Source organism: Idiomarina sp. HB (assembly GCF_048059115.1).
GTDB classification, from domain to species: Bacteria; Pseudomonadota; Gammaproteobacteria; order Enterobacterales; family Alteromonadaceae; genus Idiomarina; species Idiomarina abyssalis.
Map to the genome: position 1 here is coordinate 191,626 of NZ_JAYLVU010000004.1, position 22,216 is coordinate 213,841.

At 47.3% G+C, this 22,216-nt stretch carries 19 protein-coding genes; 8 read left to right on the forward strand and 11 right to left on the reverse strand.

From position 1 onward, the window contains the following. The first annotated feature begins 14 nt into the window (after positions 1-14). Positions 15-437 (forward strand): secondary thiamine-phosphate synthase enzyme YjbQ, encoded by a 423-nt coding sequence (locus VBY75_RS11975; protein ID WP_416512850.1) that lies wholly within the window; start codon positions 15-17, stop codon positions 435-437. 138 nt (positions 438-575) lie between these two features. Here the strand turns inward: VBY75_RS11975 and VBY75_RS11980 are convergent, their stop codons facing one another. Beyond that, positions 576-1,802: an MFS transporter gene (locus tag VBY75_RS11980; RefSeq protein ID WP_416512707.1), complete on the reverse strand. Its 1,227-nt coding sequence runs from the start codon at positions 1,800-1,802 to the stop codon at positions 576-578. 43 nt (positions 1,803-1,845) lie between these two features. On the opposite strand from VBY75_RS11980, the gene VBY75_RS11985 reads away from it, so the two are divergent. Next, positions 1,846-2,334 (forward strand): GNAT family N-acetyltransferase, encoded by a 489-nt coding sequence (locus tag VBY75_RS11985; RefSeq protein WP_416512709.1) that lies wholly within the window; start codon positions 1,846-1,848, stop codon positions 2,332-2,334. A 77-nt stretch (positions 2,335-2,411) separates the two neighbouring features. Next, entirely contained in the window at positions 2,412-3,308 is an 897-nt protein-coding gene (locus tag VBY75_RS11990; protein WP_222235915.1) for a TIGR00730 family Rossman fold protein, read from the forward strand. Here VBY75_RS11990 and VBY75_RS11995 read toward each other — a convergent pair. From VBY75_RS11995 to pgsB, 6 genes are all read right to left on the reverse strand, one after another. Next, positions 3,291-4,406, reverse strand: a complete 1,116-nt coding sequence (locus VBY75_RS11995; RefSeq protein WP_416512712.1) for an ABC transporter permease — start codon at positions 4,404-4,406, stop codon at positions 3,291-3,293. The two genes, VBY75_RS11990 and VBY75_RS11995, sit on opposite strands and share 18 nt — an antisense overlap. After that, on the reverse strand, positions 4,407-7,136 hold the full coding sequence (gene rbbA, locus VBY75_RS12000) for a ribosome-associated ATPase/putative transporter RbbA (protein WP_416512714.1): 2,730 nt from the start codon (positions 7,134-7,136) through the stop codon (positions 4,407-4,409). It lies immediately after the preceding gene. Further along, entirely contained in the window at positions 7,136-8,191 is a 1,056-nt protein-coding gene (locus VBY75_RS12005) for an HlyD family secretion protein (RefSeq protein WP_416512716.1), read from the reverse strand. The genes rbbA and VBY75_RS12005 overlap by 1 nt, the downstream gene beginning before the upstream one ends. Positions 8,192-8,302: 111 nt before the next feature. Continuing rightward, positions 8,303-9,454, reverse strand: a complete 1,152-nt coding sequence (gene pgsW, locus VBY75_RS12010; RefSeq protein WP_222235911.1) for a poly-gamma-glutamate system protein — start codon at positions 9,452-9,454, stop codon at positions 8,303-8,305. Between the two features lie 14 nt (positions 9,455-9,468). After that, complete coding sequence (pgsC, locus tag VBY75_RS12015; protein WP_054490055.1) at positions 9,469-10,044, reverse strand: poly-gamma-glutamate biosynthesis protein PgsC; 576 nt, start codon at positions 10,042-10,044, stop codon at positions 9,469-9,471. Further along, positions 10,041-11,246 carry a poly-gamma-glutamate synthase PgsB gene (gene pgsB, locus VBY75_RS12020; protein ID WP_054490057.1) on the reverse strand — a complete coding sequence of 402 codons (1,206 nt, stop codon included), beginning with the start codon at positions 11,244-11,246 and terminating at the stop codon, positions 10,041-10,043. Before pgsB ends, pgsC begins: the two co-directional genes overlap by 4 nt. 104 nt (positions 11,247-11,350) lie before the next feature. Between pgsB and VBY75_RS12025 the strand changes: the two genes are divergently transcribed. After that, complete coding sequence (locus tag VBY75_RS12025) at positions 11,351-11,845, forward strand: DUF4199 domain-containing protein (protein WP_054490060.1); 495 nt, start codon at positions 11,351-11,353, stop codon at positions 11,843-11,845. Here VBY75_RS12025 and VBY75_RS12030 read toward each other — a convergent pair. Genes VBY75_RS12030 through VBY75_RS12040 form a run of 3 tightly spaced genes read right to left on the reverse strand, consistent with a single transcriptional unit; the run spans position 11,842 to position 14,835 of the window. Next, positions 11,842-13,050 carry an ectonucleotide pyrophosphatase/phosphodiesterase gene (locus tag VBY75_RS12030; RefSeq protein WP_416512720.1) on the reverse strand — a complete coding sequence of 403 codons (1,209 nt, stop codon included), beginning with the start codon at positions 13,048-13,050 and terminating at the stop codon, positions 11,842-11,844. The genes VBY75_RS12025 and VBY75_RS12030 overlap by 4 nt on opposite strands. A 21-nt stretch (positions 13,051-13,071) precedes the next feature. Then, entirely contained in the window at positions 13,072-13,410 is a 339-nt protein-coding gene (locus VBY75_RS12035) for a zinc ribbon domain-containing protein YjdM (protein WP_054490064.1), read from the reverse strand. Between the two features lie 60 nt (positions 13,411-13,470). After that, complete coding sequence (locus tag VBY75_RS12040) at positions 13,471-14,835, reverse strand: SLC13 family permease (protein ID WP_054490066.1); 1,365 nt, start codon at positions 14,833-14,835, stop codon at positions 13,471-13,473. Between the two features lie 88 nt (positions 14,836-14,923). Between VBY75_RS12040 and VBY75_RS12045 the strand changes: the two genes are divergently transcribed. Continuing rightward, complete coding sequence (locus VBY75_RS12045) at positions 14,924-16,147, forward strand: APC family permease (protein ID WP_416512723.1); 1,224 nt, start codon at positions 14,924-14,926, stop codon at positions 16,145-16,147. A gap of 9 nt (positions 16,148-16,156) precedes the next feature. Then, positions 16,157-17,104 (forward strand): ATP-grasp domain-containing protein, encoded by a 948-nt coding sequence (locus VBY75_RS12050; protein WP_416512725.1) that lies wholly within the window; start codon positions 16,157-16,159, stop codon positions 17,102-17,104. 59 nt (positions 17,105-17,163) lie between these two features. On the opposite strand, the gene VBY75_RS12055 is transcribed toward VBY75_RS12050, so the two are convergent. Further along, positions 17,164-19,296: a TonB-dependent receptor family protein gene (locus VBY75_RS12055; protein WP_222235907.1), complete on the reverse strand. Its 2,133-nt coding sequence runs from the start codon at positions 19,294-19,296 to the stop codon at positions 17,164-17,166. A gap of 185 nt (positions 19,297-19,481) precedes the next feature. Between VBY75_RS12055 and VBY75_RS12060 the strand changes: the two genes are divergently transcribed. Together VBY75_RS12060 and VBY75_RS12065 are read left to right on the forward strand one after the other, a co-directional pair. Beyond that, complete coding sequence (locus VBY75_RS12060; RefSeq protein WP_416512727.1) at positions 19,482-21,245, forward strand: putative bifunctional diguanylate cyclase/phosphodiesterase; 1,764 nt, start codon at positions 19,482-19,484, stop codon at positions 21,243-21,245. Positions 21,246-21,264: 19 nt separating this feature from the next. Continuing rightward, positions 21,265-22,206, forward strand: a complete 942-nt coding sequence (locus tag VBY75_RS12065; protein WP_222235905.1) for an META domain-containing protein — start codon at positions 21,265-21,267, stop codon at positions 22,204-22,206. Positions 22,207-22,216 lie beyond the last annotated feature (10 nt).

Below are 22,216 nucleotides of genomic sequence, written 5' to 3' on the forward strand. Positions count from 1 at the left end.
AAACGGGTTTACAAATGCTTATCAAACAAACGGAACTTCAGTTACGGGCTCGGCCGCGAGGTTTTCACCTTATTACCAGCGAGGTTGAGCAGGCCTTATCGCAGCTTGGGCAGGTTCAGGTGGGTTTATTGCATGTGTTTATTAGGCACACCTCTGCGTCTTTAACCATTAATGAAAACGCGGACCCAACGGTTAGGCAGGACTTTGAAAGCCATTTTAATGAGATGGTACCGGAAAATGCCCCCTATTATCGTCATACGTTTGAGGGGCCGGATGATATGCCGGCACATTTAAAGTCGAGCATTCTTGGCAGTAGTCTGACCGTTCCTGTGACAAATGGCCGTTTAAATATGGGAACCTGGCAGGGTATTTATCTTTGCGAGCATCGGGACTATGGCGGCGCACGCACCTTAGTTCTCACGCTTCAGGGTGAGTAGGAAGTTGGTGAGCACTAACTCTAACTGAAACGTCCGAGAACAAAAATAAGTGCCAGAGCGGCAACAACGCAAACGACAGCAATGACGCCGTACTTATAGATACGTTGGTCTTTAATTTTAGTGGCCATAATGTCTTCTCTATGCTGATAGCTTGCGCATTGCCCATAAACCAATGATTGGTCCGGGCAGCAGAAGCCAGGTAACCCATTCGTTATGTATAGACCACAAATTACTGGTTAGCCATATGGCCGGTAGTGTTAATGAAAACCCAATGGCATTCATTATGGCCAGTGCAGAACCAACATTTTCTTTGGGTGCAAAATGAGCGGCCAGCGCTGAAAATTGCGGAGAGTCAGCAATAACCGTAAGACCCCAAAACAGCAATAAAGCGAAAAGTATCCAGGCGGGAAGTTGTGTCATTAAAGGGTACAGCAAACAAATGCTGCCGGAGCTGAATAATGCCAGTCTGGCAACGGTTAGCCCCGGGAGCCGTTTGGTCAGTAAACCACCGCCAATACAGCCCAGGCTGCCAATAGCAATAATGAAAAAGGCCAGCCAGGGTACTGCGCTTAAAGGAAGGTTAAGAGCGGTTAGAGGTTGCAACACTAGCAACGGTGTTAACATCCAGAACGCGTATAACTCCCAGCAGTGACCAAAGTAACCGACAGCAACGGCTCTGAATTTGGGGCGTGTTAATGCGCGCAAGCCAGAGCGCAACGTATGAGCTGACGCGGTAGCCGGCAGATGAGGACCACTGCCAAGCCATCCTACTAAGAGGCCGCCAAGCAATGCCAGTAGCGAAGATACCAGTAGTGGGATCTGCCAGGAAAAATCCAGGGTTATTCCGCGCATGAGGTGCGGCAAAGCCGTACCCAGAGTCAGCATGGCTAGTAGCCAGGCAAGTGCGCTGCCTGCATAGCGGGGCACCCAGGATATCACCAGTTTCATTCCCATTGGGTAAATTCCGGCTAAACAAAGCCCGGTTAAAAAGCGCAGCAACCAGGCGATGCTGGCAATATCAACGGTAAGGATAAACAGTGCATTAACAGCTGCACCAACCATGCTGGAGAACAGGAAAATCTGGCTGGCCCGGTAGCGATCCGCCAGCCCGGTTAGTGCCAGTGTGAGAGTGCCGATAATAAAACCCAGCTGCACGGCCAGAGTTAGAGCGCCTAAGTCTGACTCAGTGAGTTGCTGTTCTGCCGACAAGGGAAGCCAGACACCGTTAATGCTGAACCACAAGGACGTGCCCAGTAATTGAGAGAGGATAATTAAGGGCAAGGCAAGTTTCTGGTGCAGTTTGGTATTGCTTAGCATGGCGCCGTTAGTTGCATCTTTTAGGAGGTTATTTTTTATAGGACTCACATTACCTTAGTTAGCGAACTAACGCGACGTTAGGTTTTCTTCTGTGCTAATTTACGTTGGAAACCCATTGTTAAAACAAAGAGCGATGTTAAAGAAAGCTGAATTAAACGAGTTAAAAGTAGCGTTGACCTGGCCTGAGAATGCTGCAGAGTTCCGGCTATGGTTTGGCGATAAAGTTCGGTATGGCAGCCCTGCGGACGCTATCTGGCAACAAATTAAAGGCAATGAACGCGGCACTTTTGCGTTTTATCAGAATGAAGAGCTGATTGGTTTTGCTCAGGCTTATGAAAAAGTCGAGAACGGTATTCACATAGCCTGCCTTATTGTTAACCCGAAAATGAGAGGCAAAGGGCTGGGGCGGTTATTTGTAAAAGCATTAATGGAAAATGCCTGGGAGCAGGAGCAAGTCAGGTTTATTACATTGAATGTATACCCTGAAAATACGCCGGCGCGGTCACTTTATAAAGACCTGGGGTTTCACGAGGTGGGTGAAAATAATGGTATGGTCTCTATGCAACTGGAGAGAGACTAATTCAAAAGGCTTTGCTCTGTATTTAAGATAAACTAGCCGTTATTGGTTACCATTAACCCCATGCATACGGACTTCCCATGAAAGAAAATGAGTTGCATCGACGTCGTCTAATTTCGGCGAAACAGTCTGAAGAATCTATTGCCAAAATAGAAGGGCAAGGCTCGTATAAGCTGGCATTTGCCGATCATGAATTTTTACTGCAGGACGACTTGCGCGCGGTACGCCTGCAACTGGAGTATTTAAAGCCTCAGTTAACGCTCGAAAAGCATCAGATAGACGCAACCATTGTTGTGTTTGGCAGCGCCCGTTTTTTATCGCCTGAGCAGGCGCAGCATGATGCCCGTATGGCTGAGCAAGCGTTAGCAGAAGAGCCAGATAATGACAGCTTAAAAGGTAACTTAAAGCGCGCCCAGCGGGCATTAAAAAATAGTGCTTACTATCAGCAGGCAATGGACTTTTCACGTATTGCGACTGAACACAACCTTAAGCACGATGAAGAAAACCTGATGATTGTCAGTGGTGGTGGCCCCGGCATCATGGAAGCTGCGAACCGAGGAGCGATGGAAGCCGGAGGAGAAAGTATTGGTCTGAATATTGTACTGCCTCACGAGCAACGCCCAAACCCATATATAACACCCGAATACTGCTTCCAGTTTCACTATTTTGCCATTCGAAAAATGCACTTTCTGCAACGAGCTCGTGCGTTAGTTGCTTTTCCTGGTGGCTTCGGAACGCTCGACGAGTTATTCGAAACCTTAACTTTGGTACAAACTAAAAAATCAGAACCTGTACCTATCGTTTTGGTGGGATCTGAATTTTGGCGTCGTGCAGTCGATTTCGATTTGCTGGTAGAAGAAGGCACTATTGCAGAATACGACTTAGACTTGTTCCAGATTGTGGATAGCGCGGAAGAAGCATGGCAAGCAATATGTCACTGTTATGACTTAAAAAATGGTTCACGCCATATCCGCTAACCGTTCGTGAAAGTGGCGCCAGGAAACCCAAAAGAATAAGGCGCCAATACCGCTTAGTGCAAGTAGCTGTGGCCAAACAATTTCTAACCCGGCGCCACGGAATAAGATGCTTTGACCAAATTCGGTAAAGTGAGATGTAGGAGCAAAGTACATCACAGCCTGAACTGCAGCAGGCATACTGTCAAAAGGTGTCATGCCGCCGGAGAGTATCTGCATTGGCATAATAATCAGCAAAAACAGTAATCCGAACTGGGGCATAGAGCGGGCATAGGTTCCTAAGAAAATGCCAATAGACGTGGTGGCAAAAAGGTGCAGAGCGGTACCGAATAAGAACAGTGTTAAGGAACCGCTGGTAGGTATAGCAAGCGCCTGTTTAATTATCACAGTGAGTGAGAACGCAGAGGCAACTAATACGACTAAGGCCATAGCCCAAACTTTGCTGACCATAATTTGAAAAGGGCTGACCGGCATTACCATAAGGTGCTCAATGGTGCCGTGTTCCCGTTCTTTTATCAGGGCTGCACCGGTTAAGATAATCGACAACATGGTAATTTGGTTAATCAATTCCATAATGGCGCTGAACCATCCGCTATCAAGCTCCGGGTTAAACTGTGCCCTTACGGCTATATCGACAGGTAACTGAGTGTCGGACTGCGTGAAGGAGCTGACTTCGCGATTAATAATAGATTGAATGTAACCGTTACCAGTAAAGGCTTGACTCATGCGCGTGGCGTCAACGATGAGTTGTAGCTGAGGCTGCTCACCACTTAACAAATCACGCTGCAGCCCTTCAGGAATATCGAGAATAAAGGTGTAGCGCCCTTCGTCCATAAGCTGATCTGCCTCTTGAGCAGAAACGGCTTCGGGCGGCAAAAAGTAAGGCATTAAGAAGCTGTTTATCAATTGGTTGGAAAGCTGGGAACGGTCATTGTCGATAACGGCTATTGGTGTTTTGTACAAAGTTTGTGGTGTGGCAGATGCCGCGGTATAAACAAATACGGTAAAAGCCAGCATAATAAACAGCAGTAACATAGGGTCACGCGACAAGCTAATGAGCTCTTTCACGCCTAAATGAGCAATGTTTTTAGCTGATCGCATTTATTGCTCCTGTTTTCTGACTAAGCTAATACCAATGGCAATGAAAAGAATGGCAGCGATGCTGAGCCCGACTAACATGACCTGCAACTCATTAAATGACAGGGCTTTCGAAAACACGCCTCGACTGACAATCATATAGTAAGTTGTCGGATAAATTTCGCCGATAACCTTGGCAAGTCCCTCGAGTGAAGTCACCGGCGTGATCATGCCAGAGAATTGGGATGCAGGCAGAATGGTGGCAAGTGCAGTACCAAAAAGCGCGGCAATTTGGCTATTAAGAAAGGCCGACATAATAAGTCCAAGTGCGGTTGCATACAGAACATAGAGAAAGGTCGCGAGTGAGAAAGCCAGAAAACTCCCGGTGATTTCTACGTTAAAAATAAACAACGCCTGAGCAACCAATATTAAGAAGTTTGCCATTGCGAGAACGACATAGGGTAGTTGCTTACCAATAAAAAACTCACTTTTGCGGGTTGGGGTAACATAAAAATTTGTAATAGAGCCCAGTTCTTTCTCTCTCACTACAGACAGTGACGTCAGTATGGATGGGAAAAGCATTAACAACAGTGGAATGACAGCAGGAACCATGGCTGGCAAGCTTTTAACGTCGGGGTTATAGCGATACCTCGATGCTATATCGACCATCGCTGGCTTTGTTGGCTGGCTGCTTAACTGTTGTTGCTGTTTTTGTAGCCAGTCAATATGCATACCCTGAATGTATCCTTGCGCGGTCTCTGCACGCATTGGCATTGCACCGTCAATCCAGGCCCCTATACTGACGTTTTCCCCACGCTGCATATCGCGAGCAAACCCGCTGGGTATTTCTATAGCTAAGCTGATTTCTCCAGCTTTTAAGGCATCGTCAACTTGTTCATAGCTTGTCAGGGGGGCTTTTTCATTAAAGTAACGAGAACCCGATAAGCTTAAAATATAGTCCCGGCTGGTGCTGGTCTGGTCACGGTCTAATACCGCGAAATCAATTTCATCAACGTCCATATTAATGCCGTAACCCAAAACAAACATCAGAATAACGCTACCAACTAAGGCCATCACTAAGCGCACCGGGTCGCGGATAAGCTCCAGGGTTTCGCGGTGACTGATGCTGAGCAGTCGCTTAATGCTAAAACCGTGATTGAGTTTAAGTTTTTCACTATGTTGCAGTTCTGAAGGTTCCTGCGGTGATTGTTGCGAGTGATGAGAAGCAGACGCCTCTTCTAAATAATTGACGAAGGCATCTTCCAGCGAGTCACTATTACGGCTTTTAGTAATAGCTTCGGGGGTATCGGTTATTAGAACTTTCCCGGCATGCATTAAGGATATGCGATCACAGCGCTCGGCTTCGTTCATAAAGTGCGTTGAGATAAATATGGTGACACCATGCTTACGCGATAACTTCATCAGAATTTGCCAGAAGTGATCCCGTGCAACAGGGTCAACGCCCGAAGTTGGTTCATCCAGTATTAATATTTCTGGTTGGTGGATCATTGCAACCGCTAAAGATAGCCTCTGTCGTTCTCCTACCGGAAGCTGGCTAGGTAATTGTTGGAATAGTCGTTGTAAATCGAATTGCTCAGCAACGCTTTCTATTCTTTCTTCTATGCTGTTTTTAGGAATATCGAATAACTGGGCGTGTAACTTTAAGTTTTGGTAAACCGTTAATTCTCCATACAAGGAAAAGCTTTGAGCCATGTAGCCTACACGCTTTCGGGTTTCAAGAGGGTTGTTCTCAATTGGCTGATCAAAGAGCCAGGCTTTACCAGAGCTGGCGGTAAGTAAACCGGTCAGCATCTTCATGGTGGTGGTTTTACCGCAACCATTAGAGCCTAAGAAGCCGAATATCTCGCCTTTTTGAATGCGAAAACTCGCTTTATCTACGGCGGTAAAGTCACCAAATTGCATGGTAAGATCCTGGGCTTCGATAGCGACCGATGTTTCTTTTATCGAGAGACGAGCGATATTTTCAAAGTCCTGATTGGGTTCTGCACCCAGCAATTTAATATAGGCTTTTTCAAGAGTGGATGTTGCCGTTTGCTGCAGCAACTCATTTGGAGAGCCTGCGGCTAATAACTTCCCTGCATTCATAGTAGCCAGCCAGTCAAAGCCCTCGGCCTCATCCATATAGGCAGTAGCGACTAAAACGCTCATGTCAGGGTGTTGTTGGCGAATATCAGCAATGAGTTGCCAGAATTGGCGACGGGACAAAGGATCTACGCCAGTGGTAGGTTCATCAAGAATAAGAAGCTCGGGTTCGTGAATCAAGGCACAGCAAAGCCCAAGCTTTTGCTTCATACCACCGGACAACTTGGCGCTGGGGCGATCGCGGAACTCCCATAGGCGAGTGGCTTTTAGCAAACGACTGACACGTTGCCGACGTTGTTTACCGTCAATGTCGAAAAGTTGTGCGAAAAAGCTGAGGTTCTCCTCAACCGATAAAGTCGGGTAAAGGTTTTTACCAAGTCCCTGTGGCATGTAGGCTAAACGACGATATAAATGTTTACGTTGACGCGACTGACTCAAGTCTTCATCAAGAACATGTAACTGGCCTTTTTGTAGCGCGCGTGCCCCGGAAATCAATGAGAGTAAGGTGGATTTCCCTACTCCGTCGGGACCAATCAGGCCACAGAGTTGCCCCCGTGGAATTTTAATTGATAATGCTTCAAGCGCTTGTTGTTTTCCGTAGCGGTAATTGATCTCGCTCAGTGTTACTACTGAGTCATTGTCTGTTGACATCAGTCAAGCTCCGATTGCAGCTCAATAGGCCAACTGTCCTGTCCATCAAGTTTGACATAAGCCACCCCAGGGAGCCCTGTCTTTACCCGCTCCAGGTGTTGTTCTAGTAACTTCTTATCAATACTGGCTTTGACCCGGAACATCAGTTTTTCACGTTCTTCCTGGGTTTCTACTGTTTTAGGTGTGAACTGAGCTACGTCTGAAATAAAGCTAATATTAGCCGGGATGCGGTAGTCGGGCAGTGCATCTAATACAATACGGACTTCACTACCGACTGAAATCTTTCCAATAGTCTGTGTTGGCAAGAAAAAGGTCATGTAAACATCGCTCAGATCGACCATATTAACTACTCGGGCGCCACTCCCAATCACTTCGCCTGGCCTTGATACTACGTATTGAACACGGCCGTCCCGGGGGGACAAAAGGGTACTATCATCAATTTGGATTTGGATACGTTCAATGGTTGCTTTGGCGGCTTGAGCAGCAGATTCTGCTTCCTCTCGCTGTGAGATGGCCGTGGTAATCGCCGCTTCAGTAGAAGCAATTTGAGATTTCGCCGCAGCTACCGCCGACTCAGCGCTAACAACAGCGGCTTTTGCATCATCCAGCTCCTGGGCTGACATAGAGCCTTGTTGGGATAAACTCTGTACACGTGCCAGACGCTTTTTGGCAAGGTCTAACTCAGACTCTCGTTGTTTTAATAAGGCCTGTGCGGCGTCTTTTTCAGCGCGCCGTTGATTTACCTGGCTTTTGGCGGTATTGATGGCGTTTTGAGTCTGTTTAAATACTGCTTGGGTTTGATGCAGTTCAGCTTCCAAAGTGGTGGTATCAATTTTTGCCAGTTTGTCGCCGGTGAGCACGAACTGACCTTCTTCAACCCATACATTGTCGAGGCGACCGGCAACTTTCGTGGCGACGTTAATTTCGACGGCTTCTATTCGCCCATTGCCACTGGCAATGCCTTCATAGCTAGTCGACTCTTTGTTAATACCAAGATAAACGAAAAAGGCGATGCCAATAATGACCACCGCCCAGACAATATTCCTTTTGCTCATGCTCTCATCTCACTAACAAGCGATAATAAACTACTGTTAGTTTTAGCACTAAATTAGCCAGTATGTAAGCTCGACCAGAAGAGGGAGTAACTCCCCCTTTGTTGGTAGCTATTAAACCATCGGCTTCGTGCTTTTACCGCTTTCGCCAGTTCTGCGCCACAAGCTGGTAATGCGAGCAGAGCGAACAATAAGCCAGGTCATGGCAAATAATCCAACACCTAACCCTAACGCTAACCAACGGTTATAAATAGTGGCTGAATAAACTCCGCCATTACCAACCGGAACAACTTCAGGTGGCATTAACGGAAGGCCGTGTCGTTCAGCCATGGTTTTGATACCAATGAAGTGAATGCCGGGAATGTCTTCCTGCAGGAAGTAACCCATTACGGTATCTACTGCAAAAGCTCGTGATGGCGCATCTTTTTGCAGGCCGGACTTGAACATGTCATCGATACCCGGAGGACCGACAATAGTTGCTCCTCCCCCCACGTTGACGAACGCTTTGTATTGGCGGTCGGCTGAATACTCTCGAAATATCGCAATACGATCAGCAACTGCTTCCTGGTAGTTCGCGGGCTCAATTAAGTTAATATCTGCGTTTTCAATACTGTTGCGTATTGAACGGATCCCCTCTTCAGGTATCCCAATGCCACGGTCTTCAATACCGCCGATAGACGCATAAACAGGCTTTAAAGAGAGCACACCGGCTTCTCTAAGCTCGCGCTCCATATCAAGCCACAAGAAGTTAGGAACGTTGGCACCCCATTGCGACGATGATGCGGATGCAATGATAACCGCTTCGGCTCCGATAGCTTCAATGGCTGAATAAACAGCGAGGTTTAATGCGGGGAAGGAACCCGATACGGTGACTGCAACTAAATCCCCTTCTTTCACACCGGCATCGGCCATTAATTTAACTGCAACGGCAGCCCAGTTAGGGTTCACTGTTGTTTGTTTCGATTCACGGCCACCATGGTTGGTCGTTACAATGCTATTTTCTAAACCAACGAATCCTGAGCGTTGGGGATCAAACTCAGGGTTAATTGGTGCTAATTGAGCGCGCAGTGGTTTCAGTACCTGCATGCCTTCACGCATTATCTTCGATGCGTTAACCATAGTAGCGTAGTTGTCGTCAACGATAGGATCACGCTGCTTCACGTTTTCCGCCGCCACCATCACAATAACGGATAATACGATAAGAAAAATTAATCCCCAGGTTGGTACGCCCGAAGAACGCCAATAAATCTTTGTAAAACTACTCATGATTCGTCCTCCTGTTACCAGCCGGGCATCTGAAATGCTTGGCTTGCTTCGTACATTTGTAGTGATTCCGGCATAATCACAATCAGTGCTAGCCTGACCAGCACAGCTGTTACTGCCAGCCCGCACAGGGTTTGAAGTACGCCCTGTCGGTCAAACCAAATGGCGATAAGTCCGGGAATAATGTAGCCGATAATGCTGCTTTCCATAATGGACATCATAAAGCTGGACTCAAGTGTTGCGATTTGTGCCTGGGCGTTATCTCCCCCGGCAATCATTTGTAAATCGACCCAGTTAACCAGGTTACCAAGAAATAAGTCCATTAACCCGGCAATCAAATAGCCGGTAAGAATCATGATAATGGTTTGGCGGCGGCCATAAATAATGGCAAAGCTGGCAATAATTCGGACAATCAAATAAGTGATAAGCGCGGCAATAAGCGTAATGGCCAGGCTTAAAGGATCGGTCAATTGCAGTGCGACATACCCAGGTACAACCAAACCGCCAGCGGCAAGGCCTAAAGTTTGAGTGAGTAATAAGGTAAAAAATAAGCCGACCCCAATGGCAACGGCCAGAATGTTTAATGCAATCATAGATCTTCCTCCTTGATTGCCCGGTTCTGGAAGAAGCGAGCGACTTCTTCGCCACCGCCGTGAATATTGCACATGCCAACAACTAATGCGCTGCTGCCGGACTCTTCTAAAATTGTTTCGGTTATTTCGGTCATATGGGCATTTTCCATGACTAATAATTTTTCTGGGTCGAGGCCATATTTCACCGCATTACGGACGAAAATAAAGGTGCCTGACCCCATCAGTAGGTATTTATCCGCTTCGCTCCACTTAACCGCATCTTCGGCCATTTGTTGAGAGCGGTGTGGGCGGTCCGCCCGACAATTAATTAACACGATTTTTCGACGTTCGTTGCCATGCTTTTCCAGCATGTTTTCCCAAATGCGACCAGTAGACTCTGGATCGTTGGCTGCAAAAGCGTTGACGAAAACAATTTCCCGCTTGAAGTAATTAACGTGAAGAACCTGCATGGCACCCGCTTCCGGCTCAAGGGCAACCATTCCGTCTAAGGCTTTCTCCCTGTCGACGCCCAGGTGTTCGCAGACATTAAGTGCCAACGCAACGTTCTCAGCATGTTCGGCATAGCGAAAACGTTTCATGGTTTCCTCAGTAATAGCGTTAACTTCGTCTTCTGTTACACCATGCAGCTCGCTCTTTCGGTCTTGGCAGGAGTGCTTGAAGATGTCGAGTAAGTCTCGCTCAGCGGTGAATAAATCCCCTTTCACCGGGGTGCTACCGGCAAGGGCGAGTCCTACATCGTTTTCTCCCGGCCCCATCACATCTAAATGATCGGCTCGGGCATTGGTAATAACGCCTACTGTTGAACGTACCATTCGCAGTTCGCTTAAGGACTGGTACTGTGGTTGCAGCGCCATACATTCCATAACCACAATTTCGGGCTTTAATGCGGCCATTCTTTTCAGGGTGCGCATTTGTTCGATAATATTTGCGCCGCTAATGCGGTAAATAGGGAATTCTCGCCCCTCGGGGTCAGTAATGGCCGCGGCTGAACCTGTTGTTTTTGCGCAAATACGTTTTCCGCCGCTACGCAGCCCTGCAGCAATTAAACGGGTAACGCTGGTTTTACCGCGAGTGCCATTAACATGGACTCGAACCGGAATTTTGCGAACAAGCGCCCAGTGACGAACAGCCTCAAAAACGCCGGCAATGACGAGAACAACCCATAGTGCAGCGACAATAGCGAGCATGCTGGGTATTTCCACGGGAACCCTCCTGAAGGAAATTGTTTGAAAACACGACTATAATTACAGATAGTCTGCTAATAAGGCTATTGTTTTTAGGGATCTTTACAAAAGGTTAGTACAAAATGCTTAAACAACGAAAAACAGAAATAAAGTGGGGCATTATCTTCACCATTGCAGGTTTGTTGTGGATGTTAATGGAAAGATTAGTCGGTCTGCATGACAACTATATTGCTTACCACGCAACCTATACCAACTTCTTTGCACTCATTGCTATTGCTATTTATGTACTGGCACTGAGAGAAAAACGCGAAAAGGATCTAAATGGATCGATGACTTGGAAGCAGGGGTTTGTAAGCGGTTTGATAATTGCTGTTGTGGTGGCTATTTTGACGCCAATTAGCCAGTGGATAACCCATGTCATTATTTCGCCTGATTACTTTGAAAATGTGAGCAATTTTTCAGTAACTCAAGGCGAAATGAGTGCAGAACAAGCTGAGGTTTATTTTCAGCTTAGTAGTTATATTGTTCAGTCAATGATTTTTGCTTTAGTCATTGGGGCTATTACGGCGGCAATCGTCGCGGTGTTCATGAAAACACCGCAACCTGATGCTGATTAATGAGTTTCGAGAATTGGCCGGAGCACTTCCGCCCGGCCATCAATTTCCGTGAGAGTCTCTAACCCCAGTAATTCTGCCAGCATTGGGTAAATATGAATGTTTTCAAAACGCTCAATGCTTTGTCCCTTATTAAAGGCGTTGCCGGTGGCAACAAATAACCCATCCATATCGCGAGTGCCGTAATACCCGTGAGTACCTCCATCAGAGCGTTCCTCAGCTGGTCGGGTAGCAAAGCTGTTTGGTGCGTCGGTTGCAAGCACGATAGCCGGCACACGAGGGCTATTAACAAAGTGTCGCTGTGCAAGTGCGCTTTCTGTTTCTATATAAAATGGCTGTTCCCTTGTTTGTTTTAAACGTTGACGGAGCGACTCAATGTGTTGCTCTGACGTATTTTCTTTAGCATAAATCAGCAAACGGGTTTGTGCGTTAATGACGGTAAACCGATCAGAGTCAATGTTCAGATCATCAACTTCTATCATTTTGTCGGCTAGTATCGGAGCCATGCCATGATCAGAAACCAGCACTAAATTCACGGAAGCATCCACTTCTGTCTGTAATTTGCGCCACAATTCTCCAATGAGCTCGTCTATGTGCTGAACGGCCCCTTTTACTTGTTTCGAGTCTGGTCCGAAACGATGACCCATGGTGTCAACGACGGAAAAGTAGCCGGTAACCAGCCGTGGACGAGCTTTTTCCGGTAGCTTGAGCCAGTCGATGATTTGTTCGATTCGCTGGCGGTTAGGAACCGGGTGACTGTAATGATAAAAATAACTGGGTGTCCGGCCATTTATGCGGGCATCGGATTCAGGCCAGAAGAAAGTGGCTGCTTTTACTCCCTGAAACTCGGCAAGGTTCCACAAAGGCAACGCGGTTATCCAACTGCTGTCTTCTAAGCCGTCGGCCATACTGTACTTTTGCTGGCGCTCGGTATCGTAAAAGTTATTATCGACCAAACCATGCTTGGTCGGATAACGGCCTGTAATAATAGACAGGTGATTAGGAAAGGTTTTGGACGGATAAACCGGTATTAACCCCTTGCTGCGGACGCCTTCCTGAGCAAGCTTGGCAATATTTTTCGCATCGTGCTTTTCAATATAGTCATGACGAAAGCCGTCTATTGAAATGAGCACCAGGGTTTGTTCGTTACTTTTGCCAAATGTAAATGACGAAAAAAGAACGAGGCAGACAATCAATAGGGTTTTCATAATAAGTTCCGGTATCCGGTTTCAGACCTTTTTAACAAATTCAGATTTCAGTTTCATTGCACCAATGCCGTCAATTTTGCAGTCAATGTCATGATCGCCGTCAATGAGACGAATATTTTTAACTTTGGTGCCTACTTTAACCACCGAAGATGACCCTTTAATTTTAAGATCTTTAATCACTGTGACGGTGTCGCCGTCTTCCAATGGTGTGCCGTTAGAGTCACGAAAGGATGGCGCATCGTCAGCCGCTTCAGGTTCGTTTTCGGACCATTCGTGTCCGCATTCAGGGCAAATGAGTAAAGTTCCGTCGTGGTAGGTAAAGCTGGAATTACACTCCGGGCAGGCTGGGAAATCGCTCATATCAAGTCCTTTCTAGGGGATGAAAGCGGGTGATTATAGCCTGTCACCGACTCGGGCGCACTAGACAAAAATTAGTACCACCAGTGTCGTGACAATGGCTAGCAAAATATTAAGCACCACACCCTCTCTGGCCATGGCTTTTATGGTGACCCGATTAGAAGCAAAAACAATGGAGTTTGGTGGTGTGGCTACCGGCATGCAAAACGCGCAACTGCAGGCAATAACCGCAGGTATCATGAGTAACTCAATGGGTAATTCAAGTGCTGTTGCCGTTGCTGCAAGAATGGGCATCAGTAAGGTGGCGGTTGCTGTATTAGAGGTGACTTCTGTTACGAAGGACACGGTCAGCGCTAACACAAAAATAAGTAACCATAACGGCAGCACGCCTAATGCGGTAAGTGACTGGCCAATAATTTCGCCCAAACCACTTTCCATAACGCCACGGGCTAAGCAAATACCGCCGGCAAACAGCAATAAAATGCCCCAGGGAATATCTTTTGCCAGTGGCCAGTTTAATAGCTTCTCGCGTTTAACTTTTCCGGTTGGAATAACGAACATGGCAACTACACCGGCCAGTGCAACGGTCGCGTCATTGAGGCTGCCAATGCCCAGTAAGCCGGTCCAGCCGCCAAAGGGTGCGGTACGTGTTATCCACAAAACGACGACGGTACCGAACACCATGAGCACACGCTTCTCATAGGTTGTCATTTCACTGGTGGTTGGTAACTCAAGTGGCTTTGATAATTTGACGTTGCGGGTTAACCAAAGTGCAATAACAGGTAAACCTAATAAAACCATGGGTAAACCAATGCCCAGCCAGCGGGTGAAACTGAACTCTACGCCGGTAATGTTCTGGTAGATAGACGCAAAAATCAGGTTCGGTGGTGTTCCTACTAAAGTAGCGATACCGCCAAGTGAGCCGGCGTAGGCCAGGCCTAACAGCAGAGCCCGTTGGAAGTTTTCATCGTCGCTGGCATCGGCCAATGCTAACGCGACAGGCAAAAGTGCCAGCACACCTGCCGTGTTCGATATCCACATGGACAGAAAGGCGGTCGCCGCCATAAAGGAAATAACCACTTTGCGGCCATTGTCAGCACCAATGCGTGCAACCAAAGAAAGAGCCATGCGCTTATGAACACCACTGGCTTCAACGGCTTTGGCCAACATAAAGGCGCCCATGAACAAGAGGATAATATTGTCGCCTAAAGCGCCTGCGGCTGTTTGTGTGTCGATAACCCCGAAGGCCGGAAGCAAGACGAAAGGGAGTAATGAGGTGACAGGTAAGGGGATGCACTCGGTTACCCACCACCAGGCTACCCAGACCACAGTGCTTAAAGTAAGCGCGGCAGGTAATGGCATGTTCGCCAATTGCGTCGTGAGCAATACGATAAGTGCTGTAATCGGGCCCAGTGCTAAATGTTTCATTAATAGGTTGTCACATCCATTTCATCTTTTACCCTGTAAGATAATAGAGAAGTGACTGAATCAGCAACGAAAGATTAAAGGGGATAGCATGAATCAGCAGTTGGTTCGCTCTACCTCGCTCGCGGGTGCCATTGTTTTGGGGCTTGGTTCCATTTTAGGTACCGGTGCGTTCGTGAGTGTGGGTATTGGTGCGGATATTGCCGGTGGTGCCGTTTTATGGGCAATTCTCACTGCGGCGGTGACGGCCTTATGTAATGGCTTGTCTTCCGCGCAGCTGGCTTCTGCTCATTCCGTCAGTGGAGGCACCTACGAGTATGGCTATCGGTTTCTGACTCCGGCTTATGGTGTAACGGCGGGTAGTTTGTTCGTGGTAGCAAAAAGTGCTTCAGCGGCAACCGCTGCGCTGGCGGTAGGCTGGTATGTGACCAATGCCACGGCAATACCGGACTATTTAGCGCAGTGGATAGCGGCTGCGGTATTGGTGCTGTTTACGTTATTAGTACTGGGGGGCGTTAAGCGCACAAATTGGGTTAACGCCGCCATTGTCACACTGAGCATAATTGCTCTGCTGGCCTTTATTGTTACAGGCCATCAGCAAACGGCTGTAATGCTAGAGCGGCCGTCTGTTAAGTGGTGGCAGGTACTACAAGCTTCAGCTTTACTCTTTGTTGCCTACACCGGCTACGGACGTATTGCCACCATGGGGGAAGAAGTGCAAAACCCACGTCGGGTTATTCCTCTGGCCGTTGTTTTAACTCTGGCGGTTGTGACGCTTCTGTATCTGGGAGTGGGGAATGCTCTGCTGCGTTTTCCCAGTATAGCGAACTTTCAGGCGGAGCATTTCTCTCTGGCAAGTTTGCTGCCGAGCGGACCTGTACAATGGTTAGTGACCGTTGGTGCAGTGGTTGCTATGGGCGGAGTTATTCTGAACTTAATTTTAGGGGTATCGCGGGTGATTCTGGCTATGGGCCGCCGCGCCGATTTACCCATGCGCTTTGCCAATTTAAATGACCAACAGACATCGGCACCACCGGCAACCTGGCTAACTTGTATTGTCATGCTGGTGTTGGTCGCAATTGGTGATATAAAGACCGCATGGTCGTTCAGTGCCTTCACGGTTTTAGTGTATTATGGCATTACGAATTTGGCCGCATTGAAAGTCACAAAGAGTGATCGTTTTGTGCCAAAGTGGGTATCCATAATAGGTTTGGCCAGCTGTCTTGGACTGGCTGTTTTTGTGCCGTGGCAGGTGCTGTTGTCGGGCATCATTTTTATTGTCGTAGTTCTGCTGATACATCAGCTGAGACGCTAAGAGGTATACATGCGAGATATTGTTATTCTGCACGAAAATGAAGAGTGGCTGGTGCCGCTAAGAGCAGAGTTTGAAAAGCGCGGCGTAGAAGCCAAAGAATGGTTCCTGGATACGGGAGTGATACCTTTTTCCGAGCTTCCGGAAGATGCGGTTTACTATAACCGTATGAGTGCCTCCTCGCACACAAGGGGCCATCGGTTTGCACCGGAGCTGACTCGCATGGCATTAACCTGGCTGGAAAACAGTAACCGAACCGTGGTTAATGGCTCCCGGGTGCTGGCACTGGAAGTGTGTAAGCTGTCGCAATATGCGGCGTTACAAAAAGCAGGCCTTAACGTACCTAAAACGCAGGCAGTGGTCGGAAAAGATCTGCTAACAGAAGCGGCTGAAAAGTTTGCCGAGTGGCCGCTGATTTTAAAGCCTAATCGCGGGGGTAAAGGTTTAGGCGTTATTAAGTTTGACGATGTCGCTGGCTTAAAGAGCTATATCGACAGCGATGATTATGAAGAGCCGTTAGATGGCATCTGGCTGTTACAGGAATACATTAAACCAAAGCAACCACATATCACTCGCAGCGAATTTGTCGGGCAGAAATTTATTTACGCGGTTAACGTGAACACTGAGCAAGGCTTTGAGCTATGCCCGGCCGATGTGTGCAGTGTGGATGATGCGTTTTGCCCAACCAATGAAGCACCTGCTGAGAACAATCAACCCAATAAATTCACTATTACACAGCGCTTTAATGACCATGAAATTACTTTTGCGCTGGAAGCATTCTTGAAGGCCAATGATATTGATGTGGCCGGCATTGAGTTTATTGAAGATGCAAAAGGCGAACTGTACGTTTACGATGTGAATACCAATACCAACTATAATCAAAGTGCCGAGCGTGAAGCCGGTGTTAAGAAAACGGGCATGGGTGCGTTAGCGGATTACCTGATCAGCTTAGCCCAATAAGCCAAAAAAAATGGCCCCATAAGAATGGGGCCATAACAAATCCAGGGAGGGATTGGTTTTTAGAAAGTGTATTCCACACCTAAAGAAGCTGTTTGAGGTTTGTTAGGACGCGCACCATGTGGTGAGCGAGCAACAATTTTCTGCTGATCGAACAGGTTCTCAACTTTGAAATAAACCGCCATGTTGTTGTCGACTTCATAACGGCTGACAAAGTCGGTCACAAACAGTGATTCGGTTTTGTTGAAACGGCTGTTGTCGCGGTTACAGCCAACAGAGACGCACATTTCGTCAATGTATTTACCGACCACATAGTTTACCCAGCCTTTGTTGTTATCTAGCGCAACGCGAACACTGAAGGTATTCTGCGGAATGTCATTCAGTTCATCGCCGTCCATTAAACCTGTCACCGCGTTGTCCTGACTGATTTCACCTTTGGTGTAGGTGTAAGCCAAATCAACTGGCATAAGGAACTGACCCAATTCAAAGGTATTGCTTGCCTGTAATTCCAGACCGGCTACCGTTGATTCACCCAACACATAAGAGCCTGATTCAGCGCCATTGTCACATGGGTTAGCAATTGAACACTGCTGTGTGGTGTCGCTAAAGTCGCTGTAGAAACCAATGGCTTCTGCAAAGAAAGAACCTTGATTAAAACGAACACCGGCTTCGTAGTTGTTACTGGTTTCTGGTTCCTGGAAGTCCTTCGCACCGCCGCCTAAAGGCGAAAAGCCTTTATGAGCGCCTGCCAGTACCTGCCAGTTATCGTTCACGTCATAAGTGAAGGATACGCCTGGTAACCATTCATCGCTGTCGTTTGAACGAGTACTGTCCAGTTGCTCGCGAGCCGTGTCAGCAAACTGGTAACGATAAGACTCAACGTCTTCATAACGCAGTGCAAAGTGGACGTTAAGGTCTTCGGTTGCCTGCCACTGGTCTGTCAGCCAGAAGCTGACTGCATCAGCGCCTTCCAGACGGTTGTTGCCGCCAGTAGGCATAACTTCGGCTTGGTATACAAGGCTGCCGTTAACCTGATCATAAATTTCAACCGGCTGGAAACGGTCCATTTCGTCGCTGTGGTCACGAACACCCACTTCAAGGTTATGAGTCCCTAAAGCAAACTGAGCATTAGCTTCAATGCCTTTAGATTCATAAGCTCGGTTGTTGTTTTTGTAGTTCAGACCGGCTTCATCCTGAGTGCCTTGCAAAATAGCTAATGCATCGGCGTCACCGCTGTTAGCCGCACTGACGTATGCATTACCGCCATCCAGTTTGAACCAGTTGCGAGCATAGTCGTTGTAGTAGCTTAAAATATTAAAAGTCAGATTATCCGTCGCTTCAAACGCATAGTTTAAGCTGTAGCCTTTGTGGGAGTTATCCATCTGATCAATTTCAGAAAGGCCATAACGGCGGTTTTCATCCTGAGCGAAATCGGCATCGGTCAAACCGAGATAAGTTTCGTTCGAGACTTCTTCTGAATATTGAACTTTGGCCAACAGGCTCTGGCGCTCGCCAGTCCACTGAAGTTTTGCAACATAGTCTTCAATATCAAAACCGGCGTCGCGGCTGCTGCGGTCAATTTCTTTGAAGCCGTCGCTGCTGCGTTGAACGGTTTCTAATAAAAAGCCCCATTGACCTTCAGTGCCACCAACATGAGCATGAATATCACGGCTGCTGTTTTCGCCAAACTGAGTCAGAACTTGTCCGCCAAAGTCTTCTGGAATAGGTGTTGTTACCAGGTTTAAAACGCCGCCGGTTGTCTGTGGGCCGTAACGCAGTAAAGGAGCGCCTTTTAATACTTCAACGGATGACATACGGAAGGTAGTCGGGAAGTAGTAGGCCGCCGGGTTTGAATAAGGCGCCGGAGCCATCATAACGCCGTCTTCCAGCAAAGTGACCTTACTGACACGACCAGCTGTTGCGGCACGGATGCCAATGTTAGGACGCAGGCCCTGGCCGTCTTCTTCACGGACATAAATGCCCGGAATGGTTTTCATCAGTTGGTTGATGTCGCTCGGAACTTCAATGCGCATCTGCTCTTCGTCAATAACGGCGCTTGAGCCGGCAACATTGCGGGCTTCTGTTTTACTGCCAATAATTTTAATTTGCTCGATATCTGTATCGACAGCGGTATTTGCTAAAGCCGGAGCTGCCAGAGCTGTGAGTATGGTGCTAGCTAAGATCGTTTTTTTCATAACGGACTCGATTGACCTTTTTTGAAAAGTAATTTCAGTTTCAATGAATTAAGCGGCGAGAATGATAATTAAAATAAGAATGATTCGCAATAATAGTTTTAGTGTTTTTTTGATCCAACTCATCGGTTTTTAGAAAAGTTACGTAAGGAATTAGTTAATAGAATCGAAAGATAGAAGGATATGCTTTGTCAGCGAAGGATATTGCTAATGCCAGAGTACTGATTGTTGATGATAATCACACCAACATTGAGCTTCTCATCGCATTATTAGAAGAAGCTGGGTACCAGTATATTGAAGGAATACAAACTCCCAGGCTCATTGATGAAAAAATGGCCTCATTTAAACCGGATCTTATTCTGTTAGATTACAGAATGCCGGAGTTGAATGGTGCTGAAGTACTTAAACATATGAAACAAACTTATGGCGATGATGCTCCGCCAATGGTTATGTTGACAGCTCAGGGCGATAAAGAAACGCGGCTCCGGTCACTTGAATTGGGTGCTACCGACTTTTTAACTAAGCCCTTTGATAACGAAGAAATTTTACAGCGACTGCGTAACATTTTGCAGGTCCATTATCGTTCGCAGGCGAGACGAGATGCGTCGTTATTTTACGAAGCCATTGCAAGTAAACGCTCGGCGGAGCTTGAAGAGCTCGTTCTTGAGGACATGCTAACCGGGTTACCTAACCGACGGGCAATTCTGCAGGAAGTTAATGCAATGGTGCGCTCCGATAAAGGCTGTAGCGTTGTTTTTCTGGTTATTGATGAACTTGAAGAAGTTGCTCAGTTGCATGGTTACCCTTTGGCCGAAGCTTTTACGCGTGAACTGGCGCTGTTATTACAAAGTAAAGCACCAGCCCGCAGCTTCATTGGTAGCTGGGGGCAACAGGAATATGTTGTCGTGTTTGAAGCGCAGTTAGATGCCGAACTCATGCGTAAAGGGCATAGACTGGTTGATGTTGCCAGCGGCGATCACGATTACGAAACCTTACTTATCACTATCGCTGCCCGGGCCGGAATAAGCTCTACTCTGGACAATAATATAGAGCCGGATGAACTGATACGTCAGGCTTCCCTGGCTTTACCAAAGAAAGGAACACCACCTGTCGGGCTATTTTCTGACGAGCTGCATCGTGATTTGGCTGATCGTATTAGTTTACGAAACGACTTGAGAGCAGCCTTAGAAGCCGATGATCTTCAGTTGTTTTTCCAGCCTAAGTACGACTTAGTTACCGGTAAGATAACCAGCGCAGAGGCATTACTTCGTTGGCAACACATAGAAAAGGGGTTCATATCGCCCGCGCTGTTTATCCCATTGGCGGAGCAAACCGGTGATATCAGAGCGATAGGAGACTGGGTTGCTGAACATGCGATAAAACAGCTGGCGAAATGGCGTCAACAGAACATTGTTGATGGCAGTTTTGTGTTGGCAATAAATGTGTCCCCTCAACAGATGGTAACTGGAACTTTTGCTTCGGATCTTCTGGAGTGTTGCCAACGTCACAAGGTCGAGCCCAAACAGGTACAGGTGGAAATCACGGAATCTGCGGTCATGCAGAACCTGAAGAAAGTCCAGCATGAACTGGAAGTACTGACGCGAGCGGGAGTTACCGTAGCGATGGATGATTTTGGTACGGGCTATTCATCATTGTCTTATTTGCGGAATTTACCAATTAGCGTGATTAAAATTGACCGTAGTTTTGTCATGAACTTAGTGAGCAATTCATCGGACCAACAGCTGGTAGGTACTATCGTGTTAATGGCTCACAATTTTAAATGCTCAATTGTTGCAGAAGGCATTGAAACAGTTGAGCAAGCTAAGCTTTTAGTGCAAATGGCATGTAACGAAGGTCAGGGCTTTTTATTTTCCAGGCCTATTACTCAAAATGAGTTTGAGGAGTTAGTGCAATCACCAGCACATACTATAGAATCTTATCTTAACAGTTAAAAATAACAGGATGGCAAGTATGCCCGGTATCACCGTAAAAGGAAGTCTCTCTCTTTTCGCTGCAACACTGCTGTCAGGCTGTGCGCTTGTATCGCCAGCAGAGAAGGCACCCGTTGCTTACCAATGTGGTGCGAGTGAATTGAGTGTATTGCAGCAAGAGCAAGGTTTGCTGTTAAGTTATGGATCTGAGCAAGAACTGCTGACACAAGCGGTGAGCGGTTCAGGAGCCCGTTATTCAAATGATAACGAACCTGTCACTGAGTTCTGGAGTAAGGGTAACGAAGCAGATATTACCTGGCGTGGCCAGGACATGCCGCTATGTGTGGAACAGGGGGCCTTGCCCAAACACTTTACTGCTAAAGGTAATGAACCCTTCTGGCAAGTGGCAGTAAACCCTCAGCATATGGCCTTAACAACCCCGGAAAGCGAAGCCATTATCGATTTAAAACCTGCGCAAGTGGTATCAACCCAGCCTTACGAATGGCGTATAGAGTCGACCACAGATAAACACCTGATTGTTATTGACCGGTTATGTCGCGATTCAATGAGTGGCCGTTTATATCCTTATCAGGTGGACTTACAGGAGTCTGACCGGATGTATTCTGGATGTGGCGGAGACAGCGAATGGTTGCTTCAGGGCGTCAGCTGGGAATTATCAGAGTTTGAGGGGCATGCAATTCAGTCCAAACCTGCCACCATCCAGTTTTTAGAGGACAATCAACTGGCGGGCTTTAATGGGTGCAATCGCTACTTTGGACATTACAACATGGGTGGCGAGCTTGCGCAGATCCGCTTAACAGGCAGCACGAAAATGGCCTGTAGTGATACAGCCAACGCTTTGTCGCGTGAGTTTAGCGATGTACTCGAGCGTGTTTATCAAGTGAATATTGATGATAAGGAGCGCCTGATATTGAGCACTCGTGGCGGTCGTCAACTGGTCTTTAAACAAGAACCCCGATAAAGGTAATACG

Bases quoted from the DNA above. Each gene is read 5' to 3' on its own strand.
- VBY75_RS11975 (WP_416512850.1), top strand. From the start codon at position 15: ATGCTTATCAAACAAACGGAACTTCAGTTACGGGCTCGGCCGCGAGGT.
- VBY75_RS11990 (WP_222235915.1), top strand. From the start codon at position 2,412: ATGAAAGAAAATGAGTTGCATCGACGTCGTCTAATTTCGGCGAAACAG.
- VBY75_RS11995 (WP_416512712.1), bottom strand. From the start codon at position 4,406: ATGCGATCAGCTAAAAACATTGCTCATTTAGGCGTGAAAGAGCTCATT.
- rbbA (WP_416512714.1), bottom strand. From the start codon at position 7,136: ATGTCAACAGACAATGACTCAGTAGTAACACTGAGCGAGATCAATTAC.
- VBY75_RS12005 (WP_416512716.1), bottom strand. From the start codon at position 8,191: ATGAGCAAAAGGAATATTGTCTGGGCGGTGGTCATTATTGGCATCGCC.
- pgsW (WP_222235911.1), bottom strand. From the start codon at position 9,454: ATGAGTAGTTTTACAAAGATTTATTGGCGTTCTTCGGGCGTACCAACC.
- pgsC (WP_054490055.1), bottom strand. From the start codon at position 10,044: ATGATTGCATTAAACATTCTGGCCGTTGCCATTGGGGTCGGCTTATTT.
- VBY75_RS12025 (WP_054490060.1), top strand. From the start codon at position 11,351: ATGCTTAAACAACGAAAAACAGAAATAAAGTGGGGCATTATCTTCACC.
- VBY75_RS12030 (WP_416512720.1), bottom strand. From the start codon at position 13,050: ATGAAAACCCTATTGATTGTCTGCCTCGTTCTTTTTTCGTCATTTACA.
- VBY75_RS12035 (WP_054490064.1), bottom strand. From the start codon at position 13,410: ATGAGCGATTTCCCAGCCTGCCCGGAGTGTAATTCCAGCTTTACCTAC.
- VBY75_RS12040 (WP_054490066.1), bottom strand. From the start codon at position 14,835: ATGAAACATTTAGCACTGGGCCCGATTACAGCACTTATCGTATTGCTC.
- VBY75_RS12045 (WP_416512723.1), top strand. From the start codon at position 14,924: ATGAATCAGCAGTTGGTTCGCTCTACCTCGCTCGCGGGTGCCATTGTT.
- VBY75_RS12050 (WP_416512725.1), top strand. From the start codon at position 16,157: ATGCGAGATATTGTTATTCTGCACGAAAATGAAGAGTGGCTGGTGCCG.
- VBY75_RS12055 (WP_222235907.1), bottom strand. From the start codon at position 19,296: ATGAAAAAAACGATCTTAGCTAGCACCATACTCACAGCTCTGGCAGCT.
- VBY75_RS12065 (WP_222235905.1), top strand. From the start codon at position 21,265: ATGCCCGGTATCACCGTAAAAGGAAGTCTCTCTCTTTTCGCTGCAACA.